The sequence below is a fragment of the Pararhodobacter zhoushanensis genome (genome assembly GCF_003990445.1).
GTDB lineage: Bacteria > Pseudomonadota > Alphaproteobacteria > Rhodobacterales > Rhodobacteraceae > Pararhodobacter > Pararhodobacter zhoushanensis.
In genome coordinates this window covers 40661-56928 of sequence record NZ_REEZ01000001.1, presented here as the reverse complement: position 1 = coordinate 56928, position 16268 = coordinate 40661, and the positions used below count along the sequence as shown (strand labels likewise).

The following is a 16268-nucleotide window of genomic DNA, read 5'->3' as shown; positions in this document are numbered from 1 at the left end:
CTCAGTTCAGGCCGGCTTCGGTGAAGAACCGAAGCGCACCCGGGTGGAACGGAACCACGCCGGGATCACCGTGCATGCTTTCAGGGTCGAAGGCGCCGAACGGCGGGAACACGGCGATCATATCGTCGCGCCCTTCGTACATCGCCCGGGCCATGGCGTAGACCACATCATCGGACACGCTGGCATTGGTAAAGACCACCTGCGGGAACGAGATATAGACGCCGTCCTCAAGCACACCGGGCGCGGACCCGGCGGCCATCGTCACAAAGGACGCCGTGGGCCAGAAAGCCCGCGCTGCCGCGAGGCCGGCCTCGGAGGAATCCGTCACGGTCAGGGCGCGCAAGCCGCCGACGGCCGCATCAGCCTCGCGAACCTTGCCAGCGCCATGGGCAAAGATGAAGCCAACGGCGTCACCCGAAATGAAGGCATCGGCACCGGCAACCACCGATGCGACGTTCACGCCGGTCATCTCGTCCCGCGTCATCCCGGCGGTTGCATAGATCGCATCAAGCTGCGGCAGGATCGTGTTCTGGGCGGTGTAGCCATCCGTCATCGGCTGTCCGCGCAGGTCTTCAAGCGTCATGATGCCACTGTCCGCCCGCACGAAGATCGCTTCGTTGAGCGGCATCAGCATGCCGACGATCCTGAGGTTGGGGTTCTGCACACCGTTCCACCAGGCCTCGCCTGAGAAAGCGTAATTGACCTCTTGCAGGTTGGCGACTCCGAATTCGATCCCGCCCGAGTTCAGATAGGGAATGAACTGGTTGGGGCTGGTGGCGGGCTGGATGGTGGTGTTGAGCCCGGAATTGTTGGCCGCGTTCGCGACGGCGGTGCCAATGTTGTAAAACAGCGACCCCGGATTCGAGGTGGCGATACCGACGGTTTGGCCGGACGCCGCCGTTGCAGCCAGTCCAAGGCCCAAGCCTGCCGCGATGAGTGTTCTGAGCATGTCTTCCTCCCTAGTGTTTTCGTTGACCGAGAATTCGGCAAGAATCTCCCCCTGTGAGACTGGAAGACTACCGGTGTTGGCCTTTTAGGCAAGCTTGAATCCCTCTCGCGCAAGAGAGGATGCGCGATCGGTGATGCTTTGTTCCGGTTTATGCTGCGACCTTCCCACTGGAGGCACCTCGATTTTACCCAACAAGCGAGGTGTGGCGGGAGTTTTGCTGAAATGCTTGGGATCGAAAATCTTGATAAATGAGATTAACGGGGAATCGTAGGCTGCCCCAAAATCACCAGCCTCGTCTCGGCATGAGCTCTGCCCCACGGGTCTGGCGCTTCCCGCGCCGGAAGTGGCGAAAGTGCGCAGATCTAATCCGTCACAAACGGCACGATCCTGGCGGTGAAGATCCCCGGCACCGTGCGTCTTTCACGTACGGCCAGTGCCGCTCCCCGCTCGCTCCCTCGTCTCCTCTAACCTTAACCAGCGACGTGCAGCGGGTGAGACGCTGGGCGGTCACCCGAAAGGAGCGTCGAAAAAGCGTTCAGAAAGAAGGGTGTCGCGGGCGTCGTCTGGGGCCAAGAGCATCGGCAAACCCTCGCTGATCTGACGAAGGCTCCACAGGTGGACACGCAAGGATACACCACTGCTGGTGTCGCCAAGGCGTTCAATTCACACAAGGAATGAGTTGGCTGGGGCGGTAGGATTCGAACCTACGGTACACGGTACCAAAAACCGATGCCTTACCACTTGGCCACGCCCCAACTGCGGCGGTATTTACCCAACAGGCATGGGGGCCGCAAGAGGGGCTTGGGAAAAAAATGTGACAGTTTGTGCGACGGCGCGGGCGTCGCGCTGCGCGGCCCTGAGAAACTTGGAAAAGAACGCGGCTCGGGGGCACAAATTTTTTGCTATGGGGCGACAAAGACGGGGGCATTCACCCCGGCCAACCCGCTGAAAAGCGCCAATACAGACCCTCGGCCCACCCGAATCTCTCACCTCGGCAGCGGCTGGCGTTCCCTTTGCCCGCCGCCTGCTGTCGCGCGACTGTTCAGTCAGGCCTGCGCGGTGTACGAGGGCGCGATTATGGGAGACGGTGGCTATGTGGGATGTGATCGTACTGGGCGCAGGGGCCGCGGGCCTTATGTGCGCCATCGAAGCAGGGCGTCGCGGGCGCCGCGTGCTGGTGCTGGATCACGCCAAGGCACCGGGCGAGAAGATCCGCATCTCGGGCGGTGGCCGGTGCAATTTCACCAACCTGCAGATCGCGCCCGAGCGTTTCCTGTCACAAAACCCGCGCTTTGCGCTGTCCGCCCTGCGCCGCTACACCCAGCGCGATTTCATCGCGCGCATCGACCGGGCGGGAATCGCCTGGCATGAGAAGACGCTGGGGCAGCTGTTCTGTGACGGATCGGCGCGGCAGGTGGTGGACATGCTGCTGCGCGATCTGGCCGAGGCGGGGGGCGAACTGCGGCTGGGTGTCTCGGTCAGGGCGGTGCGGCCGGGGTTCGAGGTTGAGACGGATCAGGGCGTGCTGAAGGCTGCGTCTGTGGTCGTGGCAACGGGCGGCAAGTCGATCCCCAAGATGGGGGCCTCCGGCATGGGCTATCAGATCGCCGAGGCCTTCGGCCTGCCGGTGATCGAGCCGCGTCCGGGTCTGGTGCCGCTGACCTTCACCGATGCGCAGCTCGACGGGATGAAGGCGCTGGCGGGGGTGAGCGTGCAGGCGCGGGTCGGGGTGAAGGGCGCGAAAATCGTCTTTGAAGAGGGGATGCTGTTCACCCACCGGGGCCTGTCGGGCCCGTCGATCCTGCAAATCTCAAGCTATTGGCGCGAGGGGCAGGAGATCACCGTCGATCTGGCCTTGGGCCGCGATCTGGGGGCCGAGGCGCAGGCGGCACGGGCTGAGCGCGGCGCGCGTGAGCTGGCGAATGCGCTGGATCTGCCTGACAAGCTGGCGCGCGCGATCACCGAGCGGGCCGGGCTGTCGGGCAAGCTGGCCATCCAATCCAAAGCCGCGCTGCAACGTCTGAGCGACGCGACCCACCGCTGGCATCTGACCCCGGCGGGCACCGAGGGCTGGCGCACCGCCGAGGTCACGCTGGGCGGCGTGGACACCACGGCGCTGGATGCCAAGACGATGCAGGCGCGCGCCGTGCCCGGCCTTTATTTCATCGGCGAGGTGGTCGATGTGACCGGCTGGCTCGGCGGGTATAATTTCCAATGGGCGTGGTCCTCGGGCTGGGCGGCGGGGCAGGCGGTCTGAGAGGCGCTTTGCCGCGGCGCGCTTGCTTGCACGGCGGCGCGGGCGGCTGTAAGCGGGCAGGATGAAGGTGAACACGATGAAAGAGCTGTCGACCGAGCTGGGGCAGGTGCCTCTGGTGGTCCTCACCCGCCCGCAAATGGGCGAGAACATCGGCGCTGCGGCGCGGGCGATGCTGAACTTCGGTCTGGAACACATGCGCCTTGTCGCGCCGCGCGATGGCTGGCCGAACCCGGCCGCCACAGCGATGGCCTCGGGCGCCAGCGTGGTGCTGGACCACGCCGGGGTCTTCGGCGATGTCGGCGCGGCCGTGGCGGATTGCGATTACGTCTATGCCACCACCGCGCGCAGCCGCGGGCTGGTCAAGCCGGTGCTCACGCCCGAAACCGCGATGGCCGAAGCCCGCGCGATGATCGCGGCGGGCAAGCGGGTGGCGGTGCTGTTCGGGCCGGAACGCGCCGGGCTTGAGAACGACGATGTCGCCCATGCCAACGCGATCATCACCGTGCCGGTAAACCCCGGTTTCTATTCGCTCAATCTGGCGCAATGCGTGTTGCTGACGGCCTATGAGTGGATGCGTCAGGGCACCGATGTGCCCGGTATGCGGCTGGATCTGGCCGGAACCGATCTGGCCAGCGCGATCGAGCTGGAAAAGCTGGGCGACCATTTCGAGGAAAAGCTCGAAGCGGCCAATTTCTTTCACCCGCCGGAAAAAGCGCCTTTCATGAAGATGAACCTGCGCAACATGCTGGGGCGCTGGGGCATGACCCGGTCCGAAGCCCAGACGTTGCACGGGATCTTGCGGCAACTGGTGCGCGGGCGCTCTTGAAGCCCTGAGGCCCCGGTCCTAATTTGGCGCGAACCAAGGAGCCTGCGCATGGCGAAACGCCCCATTTTCGAGGAAACCGCCGCCCCGGCTCAGGCCGCGACGCCCGCGCGCCGGGCGGGGATCGAAGCCCCCAAAGGCGCGCGCCGCGCGATCCAGATCTGGCTGGGCCTGCTGTTCGTCATGGTGCTGGCGATGATCACCGTCGGCGGCATGACCCGGCTGACGGACTCTGGGTTGTCGATCACCGAATGGCGGCCTTTGTCCGGTGCACTGCCGCCGATGTCACAGGCAGACTGGCAGTCGGAATTCGACCTGTATCAGCAGATCGACCAGTTCCACCTGCTCAACGCCGAGATGACGCTGGGCGAGTTCAAGCAGATCTACTGGTGGGAATGGTCGCACCGCCAGCTGGGCCGCGCGGTCGGGTTGGTCTGGGCGGTGGGTTTCCTGTTCTTCTGGGCAACCCGCCGCATTCCCAGCGGCTGGACCGGGCGGCTGATCCTGCCCGGCGCGCTGGGGGGCGTGCAGGGCGCGATTGGCTGGTGGATGGTGTCCTCGGGCATCACGCAGGGGGAAGGGGTGATCTCGGTCGCCTCGTACCGTCTGGCACTGCATCTGGGACTGGCCTTTGTCATCCTCGGCGTGATCGCGTGGTACACGCTGCTTCTGGGCCGACCCGAGGCGCAGCTGCTGCAAGCCCGCCGGGCGCGCGAGGGGCGGTTGTTCTCGATGGCCACAGGGTTGATGCATTTCGCCTTCCTGCAGATCCTGCTGGGCGCGCTGGTTGCCGGGATCGACGCCGGGCGCGGCTATACCGACTGGCCGTTGATGGCGGGCGGTATTTTCCCACCCGGCATGTGGGATCTGACACCGGTCTGGCGCAACCTCTTTGAGAATGACGGCACGGTGCAGTTCATCCACCGCGTCTCGGGCTATATCGTCGCATTCTATGGGGTGTTCGTCTGGACGCGCGGTCGTCGCAGCTCATACGCTGACACGCGCAAGGCCTTCCATATGGTCATGGGCGCGCTGGCACTGCAGATCGTGCTGGGCATCGTCACGGTGATGCACGGTGCGCCGCTGGAACTGGGCATCGCGCATCAGCTGATGGCCGTGCTTCTCTGGGTGCTGATCATCCGCGCCCGTTATCTGGCCCAGTATCCGCTGGGTCGCACCATCCGGGGGGCCGCATGAGCGCTTTCGACAACATCGCCGCGCATGAGCGCACCAGCTGGTCGCTGGCGCAAGTCATGGGCCGTCTGGGCTGGGATCAGGAAACTGTCATGCCGCGCGGCGCTGCCGAGCAGCGTGGCGAGGAAATGGCGGCGCTGGAGGAAGTGCTGCATGCCCGCCGCACCGACCCGCAGCTGGGCGAATGGCTGGCCGACGCCGTCGCCCCCGACGCCAAGGGCGAAGCTCTGCTGCGCCACGTCCGCCGCTCTTACGGGCGCAACACCCGCGTACCGGCCAAACTGGCGTCCGAGCTGGCGCGTGTGACCTCGGTCGCGCAGGGCACCTGGGCCGAGGCCCGCGCCAAGGACGACGTCGCGCATTTCCTGCCGACGCTGGAACGGGTGATCGCGCTCAAGCGCGAGGAAGCCGCCGCACTGGCGCAAAACGGCGATCTCTACGATTCGCTCCTGGCGGATTACGAGCCCGGCATTACCGGCGACGAAATCGGCGCCATGTTCGCCCGGATGCGCCCGCGTCTGGTCGCACTGCGCGAAAAGGTGCTGGGGGCGGCGTATCAACCCAAGCCGCTGACCGGCAGCTTTGGCCGCGAGGGCCAGTTGCGCCTGAGCACCAAGCTTGCCGAGATCTACGGCTATGATTTCGCCCATGGTCGTATCGATATGGCCGTGCACCCGTTCTCGTCGGGGTCGGGCGGCGATGTCCGCATCACCACGCGGGTGGCCGAGAATGACCCGTTCAACTGCCTCTATTCGACCATCCACGAGGTCGGCCACGCCTGCTACGAGCAGAACATCGACCCCGCGTACCGCTATTCGCCGCTGGGCGAGGGGGTCTCGATGGGCGTGCACGAGAGCCAGAGCCGGATCTATGAAAACCAGCTGGGGCGCTCAAAGGCGCTGACCGGCTGGCTGCACACCCAGATGAGCGCCGAATTCGGCGATCTGGGCATGGACCCGACGGCGTTTTACGGGGCGGTTAACCGAGTGCAGCCGGGCTATATCCGCACCGAGTCCGATGAGGTTCAGTACAATCTGCACATCATGATGCGCTTCGATCTGGAACGCGCGCTGATCGCGGGCGACCTGACGCCCGGCGATCTGGAAGCGGCGTGGAACGACCGCTTCGTGGCCGACTTCGGCGTGGCCGTGGACCGGCCGTCGCACGGCATGCTGCAGGATGTGCACTGGTCGGTTGGGCTGTTTGGCTATTTCCCCACCTATGCGCTGGGGAACGTCTATGCCGGCTGCCTGATGAAAGCCCTGCGCAACGATCTGCCCGACATTGATGCAGCACTGGCCGCCGGTCAACCGACCGTCGCTACCGCCTGGCTGCGCGAGAAGCTGCAACAACACGGCGGCCTGCGCGAGCCGCGCGATACCATCACGCAGGCCTGTGGGTTCGAGCCGGACGAGGGGCCGCTGCTGGACTATCTGGAAGAAAAATTCGGCGCGATCTACGGTGTGTAACGCGGCGGGGCCAGCCCCGCACCCCGCTTAAGGGGGGCATGCCCCCCTTAAGGATCCCCGTGGATATTTAGCAGAGCAAAGAGGGGGCTTAACGAAAGGTTAACGCGCCTCTTTGCTCCTGAAATATCCCGGGGGGTGAATTCGCTGAAAGCGAAGAGGGGGGCTGGCCCCCCTGCCTCAGTAGCCCGCAGGCGCGACGAGGGTCTTGAGCGCCGCCAAAGGATCGTCCTGGCCCCAGATCTCATCGCCGATGGCAAAGAAATCGGTGATCGGCGTCAGGGTTTCGACCAGGGCCTGCGTCAGCGCGCCTTCGGCGACGACCGGCACTTCGATCACTTCCGACCACCACGAGAACAGCTCGATATCCGCCACGCCGCCGGTGCCCAGCCCGGTCTCGCCCATCGGCCCGAAGGCGACGTAATCCGCCCCGGCCTCGGCCGCCGTCAGCCCGTCATGGCGTGAGGTGCCGCAGGCGGTGCCGATGATCGCGTCGTCGCCCAGCGTCTTGCGCAGTTTGCGCAGGTCGCGCGCGCCTTGCGGCAGGTGCACGCCATCCAGCCCCAGCCTTTCGGCCAGCACCACATGCCGCTCGATCACCAGCGCGATGTCGCGCGCATGGGCCACTTCGCGCAGCGCATCCGCGGCGCGCGAGATCGCATCCTCGTCCTGACCGGCCATCGCCAGACGCAGGCAAGCGACCTCGACCCCGTCGAGCACCCGTGCGAGGCGCGGTGCAAAGACGTCGGGATCAAACGCGGCGGGCGTGATCAGGTAGAGCTGCGGGCGTTCGGGGGTGGTGTCGGACATCGGGGAAACCTCGGGCAATTCGGCCCTCAATAGACGCGCCCGGCGAGGCGCGCAATGCTCCTCGGCCGGGCGGTTCCGTTTCGGCGGCTCTCAGTTGCCGGCGCTGGTCATCTTGCGGGTCTCGATGACATGCTCCAGCCAGCCCAGCTTCATTTCCGGCACCGAGGACAGCAACAGGTCGGTGTAGTCATCGAACGGCGGTGCCAGCACGTCGCTTTTCGGCCCGTAGCGCTGCACACGGCCCTGGTACATCACTGCGATGCTGTCAGCGATGGCGCGGACCGTGGCGATGTCATGGGTGATGAACAGATACGCCACCCCCTCACGCTTTTGCAGATCGAGCAGCAGCTTGAGGATCCCATCCGCCACCAGCGGGTCCAGCGCCGAGGTGACCTCGTCGCAGATGATCAGCTTCGGCTTGGCCGCCAGCGCGCGCGCGATGCACACGCGTTGCTTCTGACCGCCTGACAGCTCGGCCGGATAGCGGTCGCCAAAACCCTTGCCCAGCTCGATGGCATCGAGCAGCTCCTGCACGCGCTGATCGCGCGCCTTGCCACGCAGGCCGAAGTAGAACTCCAGCGGCCGCCCGATGATCGCCGCGACCGTCTGGCGCGGGTTCATGGCCACATCGGCCATCTGGTAGATCATCTGCAACTCACGCAACTCCTCGCGCGAACGGTTTTTCAGCGCCGGGGGCAGGGCTTTACCCTCGAACAAGATCTCGCCCTTGCGCGGTGGCAAGAGGCCGGTGATCACCCGCGCCATGGTCGACTTGCCCGACCCTGACTCGCCCACCAACGCCAGCGTCTGGCCCGGATGGACCTCGACAGAGACATCGCTGAGCACGTCCTTGCCGATCAGCCCATAGCGGGCGCTGACGTTCTGCACCGTCAGCAGCGGCGCGGGGCTGGGCAGCTTTTCCTTGTGGTCAATCGAGCGGACCGAGATCAGCGCCTTGGTGTAGTCTTCGCGCGGCGCTTCGATGATCTGTTGGACGGTGCCATGCTCAACCATCTTGCCCTGACGCAGCACCATGATCTCATCGGACACCTGCGCCACCACCGCCAGATCATGCGTGATATAGAGCGCCGCCACACCCGTTTCGGCAATTGCCGTCTTGATCGCGGCCAGCACGTCGATCTGCGTGGTCACATCCAGTGCCGTTGTCGGCTCGTCGAAGATCACCAGATCCGGCTTGGGGCAGAGCGCCATCGCCGTCATCGCCCGTTGCAGCTGCCCGCCCGAGACTTGATGCGGGTAGCGGCGGCCAAAGGATTCAGGGTCAGGCAGGGACAGGGTGCGGAACAGATCGACGGCGCGCGCCTCGGCCTCGGATTGCGACATCAGGCCGTGGTGCAGCGTGGCCTCGATGACCTGCTCCATCAACCGCTTGGCCGGATTGAAAGCGGCGGCGGCGGATTGCGCGACATAGGTGACCTCGCGCCCGCGCAGACTGCGCAGGGTTCCGGCCCCGGCACCGCGGATCTGGCGACCGTTGAGCACGATCTCACCACCCGACAGCCGGATACCACCGCGCCCGTAGGCCAGCGCGGCCAGCCCGATGGTGGATTTCCCCGCCCCGGATTCGCCGATCAGCCCCATCACCTTGCCGCGTTCCAGCGCCAGCGAGACGTCATCGACGATCACCGCGTTGCGGGGTTTTTCGCCCGGCGCGTAGACCGTCGCTTCGATGCGCAGGTTCTTGATCTCTAAGAGAGTGTCAGCCACCACGGCCTCCCTTCAGGCTGGTGGTGCGGTTGAGCGCCCAGTCAGCCACCAGATTGACCGAGATCGACAAGGTGACGATGGCAATCGCGGGGATCAGTGCCGCCGGAATGCCATAGACGATGCCTTCACGGTTTTCCTTGACGATGCCGCCCCAGTCCGCTGACGGCGGCTGGATGCCCAGGCCAAGGAACGAGAGGGTCGAGATAAAGAGAATGGCGAAGATGAAGCGCAGGCCCAGTTCGGCGACCAGCGGCGACAGGGCGTTGGGCAGGATCTCGCGGAAGATCACCCAGCGCTGGCCTTCACCGCGCAGGCGCGCGGCCTCGACAAAGTCCATCACGTTGATGTCCACCGCCACGGCCCGCGACAGGCGGAAGACGCGAGTCGAGTCGAGCAGGCCCATGACAAGGATCAGCACGGGCAGGGTGACGGGCATCACCGACAGTACCACCAGCGCGAAGATCAGCGTCGGGATCGACATGACCAGATCGTTCAGGCGCGACATCACCTGATCGGTCACGCCGCCATAAACGGCTGCCGTAAAGCCCAGGATCGAGCCCAGCGTGAACGACACCGCCGTCGCCATGGTGGCGACGAAGATCGTCGTCTGCCCGCCATAGATCATGCGGGTCAGCAGGTCGCGGCCCAGATTGTCGGTGCCCAGCCAGAACTGGCTTGAGGCCGGCTCCCAGACATCGCCGACGATCTGCGACATGCCGTAGGGTGCGATCCAGGGCGCGAAGATCGCGGCCAGAAAATACAGCCCGGTGATGAATAGCCCCAGAAGGGCGGAAAGCGGAATGCCCTTCATTTAGGATGCCTCAATCTTGGGTTGGACAGGATCGACACGATGTCGGCGGTCAGGTTCAGGCCGATGTAGATGGTCGCAAAGATCAGCCCGCAGGCCTGTACCACCGGCACATCGCGTTTGGACACATGGTCGACCAGATACTGGCCCATGCCGGGATAGACAAAGACCACCTCGATCACCACGACGCCGACCACCAGATAGGCAAGGTTGATCATCACCACGTTGACGATGGGCGCGATGGCGTTCGGCATGGCGTGGCGGGCGATCAGGGTCAGGCGGCGCAGGCCCTTCAGCTCGGCGGTTTCGATATAGGCCGACTGCATGACGTTCAGAATCGCCGCGCGGGTCATGCGCATCATATGCGCCAGAACCACCAGCGTGAGCACCATGGCGGGCAGGGCGACGGCGTTCAGCTTTTGCCAGAACGACATCGAGCTGTTGATGTTGGACACCGAGGGGAACCAGCCCAGCTTGACCGCGAAGATATACATCAACACATAGCCTAGCAGGAATTCGGGCAGCGAGATCGTGGTCAGCGTGATCGCCGAGATCAGCCGGTCAGGCCAGCGATCGCGGTAGCGCACGGCGACAAGGCCAAGCAGGATCGCCAGCGGGACCGAGATCACGGCGGCGACAGAGGCAAGGAAGAGGGTGTTGCCCATGCGTTGACCGATCGAGTCCGCGATATCGCGTCCGTTCGACAGGGCGACACCAAGGTCGCCGTGCAACGCATTGTAAAGCCATTCAAAATATCGGATATAGGCGGGCCGGTCGAGGCCCATCTCTGCGCGCATATTGGTCAGGGCTTGCTCGGTCGCCCCTTGCCCAAGGATCGCTTGAGCCACGTCTCCGGGCAGGATCTGCGTACCGATAAAGATCAGCACCGACGCTGCCAGAAGAAGCAGGAGACCCAGCGCAAGGCGCTGGATCACCACTTTGAGGATCGGATGCATCGGCGCTTACGTCGCCGACCACATCATGATGGGGGCTCGCCCGGCCATCAGCTCGGCCGAGGGGTTCGACTCCCAGCCGGCGATCTGGTCGTTATGCGCGTCGATGAAATCGTTGAACATCGGTGCGATCAGGCCACCGTCGTCACGCACCATCGTGCCCATTTCGCTGTAGATCGCCTTGCGGCGCGTCTGGTCCAGCTCACCGCGTGCTTCGATCAGCAGGCTGTCGAAACGCTCGTTGAAGAAGCGGGTATCGTTCCAGTCGGCGTTCGACAGATAGGCGGTCGAATACATCTGGTCCTGCACCGGACGGCCACCCCAGTACGAGGCGCTGAACGGTTGCACGTTCCAGGTTTCCGACCAATAGCCATCACCCGGCTCGCGGATGATCTCCAGCTCGATCCCGGCGGCAGCGGCGCTTTCCTGAAACAGCTGGGCGGCGTCGATGGCGCCCGGGAAGGCGACTTCCGAGGTGCGCAGCTGGATGGGACCGGAATGGCCCGAACGCTCATAGTGGAAGCGCGCCTGATCCGGATCATAGGTGCGCTGCGGGATGGTGTCATCGAACAGCGGGTAGGCGGCGTTGATCGGCATGTCGTTCCCGACCGAGCCATAGCCGCGCAGAATCCGCTCAACCATGTCTTCGCGGTCGATGGCCAGTTTCAGCGCCATGCGCAGGTCGTGGTTGTCAAAGGGCGCGGTGTTGCAATGCATGATGAACACATAGTGCCCGCGCCCGGCGGTGGATTGCACCGACACGTTCGGCGCGCGCGCCAGCAGACCGGCAACCCGCGGCTCGACGCGGTTGATCAGCTGGACCTGACCCGACTGCAGGGCCGAGTTCCGCGCCGTCGCGTCGTTGATCACCAGGATCTCGATGCTGTCGAAATGGCCGACGCTGGGATCCCAGTGGTTGGCGAATTTTTCCATGACGTGACGCACGCCCGGCTCGTTCTCGGCCCATTTGTACGGGCCGGTGAAGATACCGGCGTTCGGATCGTCAAAGCCGCCATTGGGCTGAATTACCAGGTGATAATCGGCCAGCAGGTAAGGAAGGTCAGCGTTCGGCGTGGTGGTTTGCAGAACGACCCAGTCGCCCTCGACCGCGATGGACGACACGCCCCGCATGATCCCCAGCGCACCCGACTGCGAATCCTCGTTCGAGTGGCGGCGCAGGGTTTGCGCGACATCCTCGGCGGTCAGGGTCTGGCCGTTGTGGAACTCGACCCCGCTGCGGATCTTGAAGCGCCAGGTCTGCGCGTCAGCCGAAGCTTCCCATTCTTCGGCCAGCTTGGGCACCAGGTTGCCCTGCGGGTCGATGATCAGCATCGTCTCGCCGGTGCAATAGGCGTAGGTGAACGGCACCTGGCTGGCGGCTTGTGCCGGGTCCAGCGAGTTGGTGCTTTCACCGCCCTGCATGCCCATCACCAGACGGCCACCGCTGCGCGGTCCCTGGGCCAGAACGGCCTTGGACAAAAGCCCGGTGGCAGCGGTGCTGGCCACGCCGAGCGCGGCGGCGCGCCCGAGAAAGGCGCGGCGGTCCAGTTTGCCACGGGCAGCGCGCGCAAGCAGATAGCGGAATTCGTCGTTCATCGGTTTCTCCCTGAGAAGGCTTCGCTGTGGAAGCGCATCGTGTTGAACACCATTAGTGGCGCCCGATTTTTGTTGACTGATAAATCAATAACAGCGGATTTGCGAAGCAATCAACGATTATGTTGCCGGTAACTGTAACAATCATACGTGGGTACGCGCAACACGCGTACTAAAATTTCTTTCGATGATTTCCGGTACTTCCGAGCCGTCCTTGATGTAAGCGGTGACCGTCGCGTGCAAGATCAGCGCCTCGGCGTCGCATGTCTGAGTCGCCTTCACCTCGGTTTGCACGCTCCACGTGTCGCGCTGGAAGCGTTGAGTCCAGACGACCTCGGCACGTGCGGCCAAGGGATTGTCGGGGTGAGTCTCCCATGTTTCGACCATCGTGTCATGGGTACACAGCCCGTGGTCGGGGTTTTTGGATTCCCCGCTGTCAGCGCTGACGATCAACCGTTCAACACCGCTCAGCAGGTCAATCTCGCGCCGTCGCGTGTCGCGGCCGGGTGTGAGGGGGAGCAGCCTTGAAGCGGGTACGGCTTCGGGGTCGGCAAAGGTCCAGCCCGGTGCCGCGCCGGTATAGTGCGGCAGGTCGAGCGCGCCTGCGGTGAGGTGCAATGCAACCTTTGCGGGTGAGGGCCAGACGAACGGCCAGTAGCTGTTGGACAGCGCCAGCCGCAAGCGGTGGCCGGGCGCGAGGTCATAGGCGCATTGATCCAGCGTCAATGTGACGGTGATCGCCTCGCCGGGAACCAGCGGTTCGGGCGGATCGCAGCGGTGGTGCAGGTTCAGCATGCCATGCGCGATTCGCGTCGACGAGCCATCCGGCGCGACATCACACAACCGCGCGACCAGAAAACCAAAGGGCTGATCGGCGCTGAGCGTCACCGTCAGACGCGGCGCACCCAGCAGCCGCAGGCCCTCGGGGCAGGCTTGCTCGAAGCACACCGACAGCGCGTCATCGGCGCGCTGATCGCCGGGCATCTCGGCGTTCAGGCCCATGGGGAAGAACTCACCCGAGGTGATCCCCAACGTCTGCGGCGTGGCAATCGTCACATCGGGTGCCCCGTCGCCGCCAAGCACACTGCCAGCCCCCAAGGGCAGCGTCAGAGGCTCAACGTCAGGCGAGGGCAGGCTCGCCGCAACCCAATATCCGGGCCGTTCGGCCGCCGAGGGATCGGGCGGCGCGCTGGTCAGCATATAGGCGCGGTAATTGGGCCAGCTCTCGGCCCCGTTCTCAATGCCCTTCAGCCAGCAATCCCACCAGCTCTTCATTTCGGTCAGGAAGCCTATGCGCGGCGCGGGCACGGCAGTATGCGGATACTGGTGGACCCAAGGGCCGACGATCGCTTTGCCCATCGCAATGTTTTCAACCAGATGCGCGGGGGCGTTCATGTAGTTGTCGTTCCAGCCACCCACCGTCAGCACGGCGGCTTTCATGCGGGTGTAATCCTCGCAGACCGAGCCGTGCTTCCAATAGTCGTCGCGCGCCTGATGGCTGGACCAAAGTTCCGTCAGATGCGGCAACGTGGCAAGACGCTGGCGGAAATCCTCGCGCCAGTCCGCCCGCAACAGCGGGTCGGCGGGGCGCGCGGCGTAGGACAGCATCAAAGAGCCCCAGCCGAAATTCTCACCCAGAAGGCAGCCACCCTTGTAGTGGATGTCATCGGCAAAGCGGTCCACGGTGGCGCACACGCTGACCACGGCCTTCAGCGCAGGCGGGTTCAGGAAGGCGGTCTGCAGGCAATTGAACCCGCCCCAGCTTTTGCCCATCATCCCGACCGCGCCGCTGCACCAGTCCTGCGCCGCTATCCAGGCGATCACGTCGCAGGCGTCTTGCAGTTCCTGCGCCGAATATTCGTCGTCGAAAACGCCTTCGCTATCGCCGTTGCCGCGAATGTCCACCCGCAGGCAGGCATAACCCTGCGCCGCCATCCACGGGTGGATTGTCTCATCGCGCGGCAGCGTGTTGTCGCGTTTGCGGTAGGGGATGTATTCCAGAACAGCGGGAACGGCTGGTCCGCTCGCCGGTCGCCAGAGCCGGGCGGACAGGCGCGTGCCATCGGGCAGGGGGATGATAAGGTCGTCTTGGTCGATAAGGTCCACAAAGTTCTCTCGATTGGCGTGTGATGAGGCGACGCTACTCTGCGCTGCAATGCTTGGCAAATTGCGACGCGTGTGATGGCGGAACACGACAGCTTGGCCTTGCCAAGCGCAGTTTCGCGTCGATTATTGCGGAGAAACAAGGCGGGGGCGATGATGGACGATCTGTTGGACAAAAGCGCGTTGGCGCAAGCGGCGGCGCTGGAGTCGCGCGCGGTTTCGGCCGAGGAGCTGATGCAGGCGACGCTGGCGCGGATTGCCAAGCGCAACCCTGCGGTCAACGCCATCGTCAGTCTGCGCGACGAAGACGCGCTGCTGGCCGAAGCGCGCGCTGCCGACAAAGCGCCGCGCACGGGCTGGATGCACGGGCTGCCGATGGCGGTCAAGGATCTGGCCAATGTCGCCGGACTGCCGACCAGCATGGGCTCGCCGATCATGGCGGGGCAGGTGGCGCGCAAGGATGATCTGCTCGTCACGCGGATGCGCGCAGCGGGCGCGGTGTTCATCGGCAAGACCAACACGCCGGAGTTCGGTCTGGGCTCGCACACCTTCAATCCGGTGCATGGTGCGACTGGCAACGCCTATGACCCGACGCGCAGCGCCGGGGGGTCGTCAGGCGGGGCGGCGGTGGCGCTGGCGTGCAACATGGTCGCGGTCGCCGATGGCTCGGACATGATGGGCAGCCTGCGCAACCCTGCGGGCTGGAACAATGTCTATGGCTTCCGGCCCAGCTGGGGCCGGGTGCCGGATGAGGCGCAAGGCGACACGTTCCTGCACCCGCTTGCCACCAACGGACCGATGGCGCGCAACCCGCGCGATCTGGCGGCGCTGCTCGAGGTGCAGTCGGGTCCGGTGGCGGGGCGCCCCTTCACGTTGCCCAAGGAACCCTATCTGTCACGCATCGACGCCGACATGCGCGGGCGTCGCGTGGCGTGGCTGGGCGACTGGGGCGGGGCCTATCCGATGGAGGCGGGGGTGCTGGAAACCTGCGAGGCCGCGCTCGAACGCTTTGACGCCATGGGCGTGACGGTCGAAGCCATCCCGGCCCCTTTTGACGCGCGCAAGCTCTGGAAATCCTGGCTGGATCTGCGGGCTTTTGCCAATGCCAACCGACTGGGACCACTCTATGGCAACCCCGTCTGGCGCAAGCAGCTGAAAGCGACGGCGATCTGGGAGATCGAGACCGGCCATTCCCTGACCCTTGATGCGGTGCAGGCGGCCAGTCTGGCGCGCTCGGAATGGTACGCGCGGGCGGCTGAGCTGTTCGACAGGTTTGACGCCCTGATCTTGCCGACAGCGCAGGTCTGGCCCTTCCCGCTTGAGGTCGAATATCCGACGGAAATCGCCGGGCATCCCATGGAAACCTATCATCGCTGGATGGAGGTGGTGATCCCCGCCTCGCTGATCGGGCTGCCTGCGCTGGCGGTTCCGGCGGGATTCGGGACTGCGGGGCTGCCGATGGGGCTGCAACTGATCGGTCGGCACGGCAATGACCTTGCGCTGCTGCAACTGGCCGAAGCCTGGCATCAAACCAAGCCGCAAGAGCGAGCGTTAACCTATTAATATTAAAGGGCTATCGAATGT

At 64.6% G+C, this 16268-nt stretch carries 12 protein-coding genes and 1 tRNA gene; 5 read left to right on the top strand and 8 right to left on the bottom strand.

The annotated features are described in order from the left end of the window. Position 1 precedes the first annotated feature (1 nt). Positions 2-949, bottom strand: coding sequence for a TAXI family TRAP transporter solute-binding subunit (locus EAE28_RS00280; protein ID WP_127103820.1), 948 nt, complete (start codon positions 947-949; stop codon positions 2-4). Between the two features lie 680 nt (positions 950-1629). After that, a tRNA-Gln gene (locus EAE28_RS00275) sits at positions 1630-1704 on the bottom strand. A gap of 338 nt (positions 1705-2042) precedes the next feature. Here EAE28_RS00275 and EAE28_RS00270 point away from each other — a divergent pair. From EAE28_RS00270 to EAE28_RS00255, 4 genes are all read left to right on the top strand, one after another. Beyond that, positions 2043-3206, top strand: coding sequence for a BaiN/RdsA family NAD(P)/FAD-dependent oxidoreductase (locus tag EAE28_RS00270; RefSeq protein ID WP_164736497.1), 1164 nt, complete (start codon positions 2043-2045; stop codon positions 3204-3206). Between the two features lie 61 nt (positions 3207-3267). Next, positions 3268-4032, top strand: a complete 765-nt coding sequence (locus EAE28_RS00265) for an RNA methyltransferase (RefSeq protein ID WP_425466751.1) — start codon at positions 3268-3270, stop codon at positions 4030-4032. 48 nt (positions 4033-4080) lie between these two features. After that, complete coding sequence (gene ctaA, locus EAE28_RS00260) at positions 4081-5226, top strand: heme A synthase (protein WP_127103817.1); 1146 nt, start codon at positions 4081-4083, stop codon at positions 5224-5226. Continuing rightward, a complete protein-coding gene (locus tag EAE28_RS00255) occupies positions 5223-6692 on the top strand; it encodes a carboxypeptidase M32 (protein ID WP_127103816.1) in 1470 nt (489 codons plus the stop codon). Before ctaA ends, EAE28_RS00255 begins: the two co-directional genes overlap by 4 nt. Before the next feature lie 177 nt (positions 6693-6869). On the opposite strand, the gene EAE28_RS00250 is transcribed toward EAE28_RS00255, so the two are convergent. The 6 genes from EAE28_RS00250 to EAE28_RS00225 form a co-directional block, all read right to left on the bottom strand. Next, positions 6870-7499: a thiamine phosphate synthase gene (locus tag EAE28_RS00250; protein ID WP_127103815.1), complete on the bottom strand. Its 630-nt coding sequence runs from the start codon at positions 7497-7499 to the stop codon at positions 6870-6872. 90 nt (positions 7500-7589) lie between these two features. Then, on the bottom strand, positions 7590-9227 hold the full coding sequence (locus EAE28_RS00245; protein WP_127103814.1) for an ABC transporter ATP-binding protein: 1638 nt from the start codon (positions 9225-9227) through the stop codon (positions 7590-7592). Beyond that, complete coding sequence (locus tag EAE28_RS00240; RefSeq protein ID WP_127103813.1) at positions 9220-10038, bottom strand: ABC transporter permease; 819 nt, start codon at positions 10036-10038, stop codon at positions 9220-9222. The genes EAE28_RS00245 and EAE28_RS00240 overlap by 8 nt, the downstream gene beginning before the upstream one ends. Beyond that, complete coding sequence (locus EAE28_RS00235) at positions 10035-10991, bottom strand: ABC transporter permease (protein WP_127103812.1); 957 nt, start codon at positions 10989-10991, stop codon at positions 10035-10037. The genes EAE28_RS00240 and EAE28_RS00235 overlap by 4 nt, the downstream gene beginning before the upstream one ends. Positions 10992-10997: 6 nt before the next feature. Further along, positions 10998-12584 carry an ABC transporter substrate-binding protein gene (locus EAE28_RS00230; RefSeq protein ID WP_127103811.1) on the bottom strand — a complete coding sequence of 529 codons (1587 nt, stop codon included), beginning with the start codon at positions 12582-12584 and terminating at the stop codon, positions 10998-11000. 141 nt (positions 12585-12725) lie between these two features. Beyond that, complete coding sequence (locus EAE28_RS00225) at positions 12726-14687, bottom strand: CocE/NonD family hydrolase (RefSeq protein WP_127103810.1); 1962 nt, start codon at positions 14685-14687, stop codon at positions 12726-12728. A 153-nt stretch (positions 14688-14840) separates the two neighbouring features. On the opposite strand from EAE28_RS00225, the gene EAE28_RS00220 reads away from it, so the two are divergent. Then, positions 14841-16247, top strand: a complete 1407-nt coding sequence (locus EAE28_RS00220; RefSeq protein WP_127103809.1) for an amidase — start codon at positions 14841-14843, stop codon at positions 16245-16247. Positions 16248-16268: the final 21 nt, after the last annotated feature.

Bases quoted from the DNA above. Each gene is read 5' to 3' on its own strand.
- EAE28_RS00220 (WP_127103809.1), top strand. From the start codon at position 14,841: ATGGACGATCTGTTGGACAAAAGCGCGTTGGCGCAAGCGGCGGCGCTG.
- EAE28_RS00250 (WP_127103815.1), bottom strand. From the start codon at position 7,499: ATGTCCGACACCACCCCCGAACGCCCGCAGCTCTACCTGATCACGCCC.
- EAE28_RS00235 (WP_127103812.1), bottom strand. From the start codon at position 10,991: ATGCATCCGATCCTCAAAGTGGTGATCCAGCGCCTTGCGCTGGGTCTC.
- EAE28_RS00230 (WP_127103811.1), bottom strand. From the start codon at position 12,584: ATGAACGACGAATTCCGCTATCTGCTTGCGCGCGCTGCCCGTGGCAAA.
- EAE28_RS00240 (WP_127103813.1), bottom strand. From the start codon at position 10,038: ATGAAGGGCATTCCGCTTTCCGCCCTTCTGGGGCTATTCATCACCGGG.
- EAE28_RS00270 (WP_164736497.1), top strand. From the start codon at position 2,043: ATGTGGGATGTGATCGTACTGGGCGCAGGGGCCGCGGGCCTTATGTGC.
- EAE28_RS00265 (WP_425466751.1), top strand. From the start codon at position 3,268: ATGAAGGTGAACACGATGAAAGAGCTGTCGACCGAGCTGGGGCAGGTG.
- EAE28_RS00255 (WP_127103816.1), top strand. From the start codon at position 5,223: ATGAGCGCTTTCGACAACATCGCCGCGCATGAGCGCACCAGCTGGTCG.
- EAE28_RS00280 (WP_127103820.1), bottom strand. From the start codon at position 949: ATGCTCAGAACACTCATCGCGGCAGGCTTGGGCCTTGGACTGGCTGCA.
- ctaA (WP_127103817.1), top strand. From the start codon at position 4,081: ATGGCGAAACGCCCCATTTTCGAGGAAACCGCCGCCCCGGCTCAGGCC.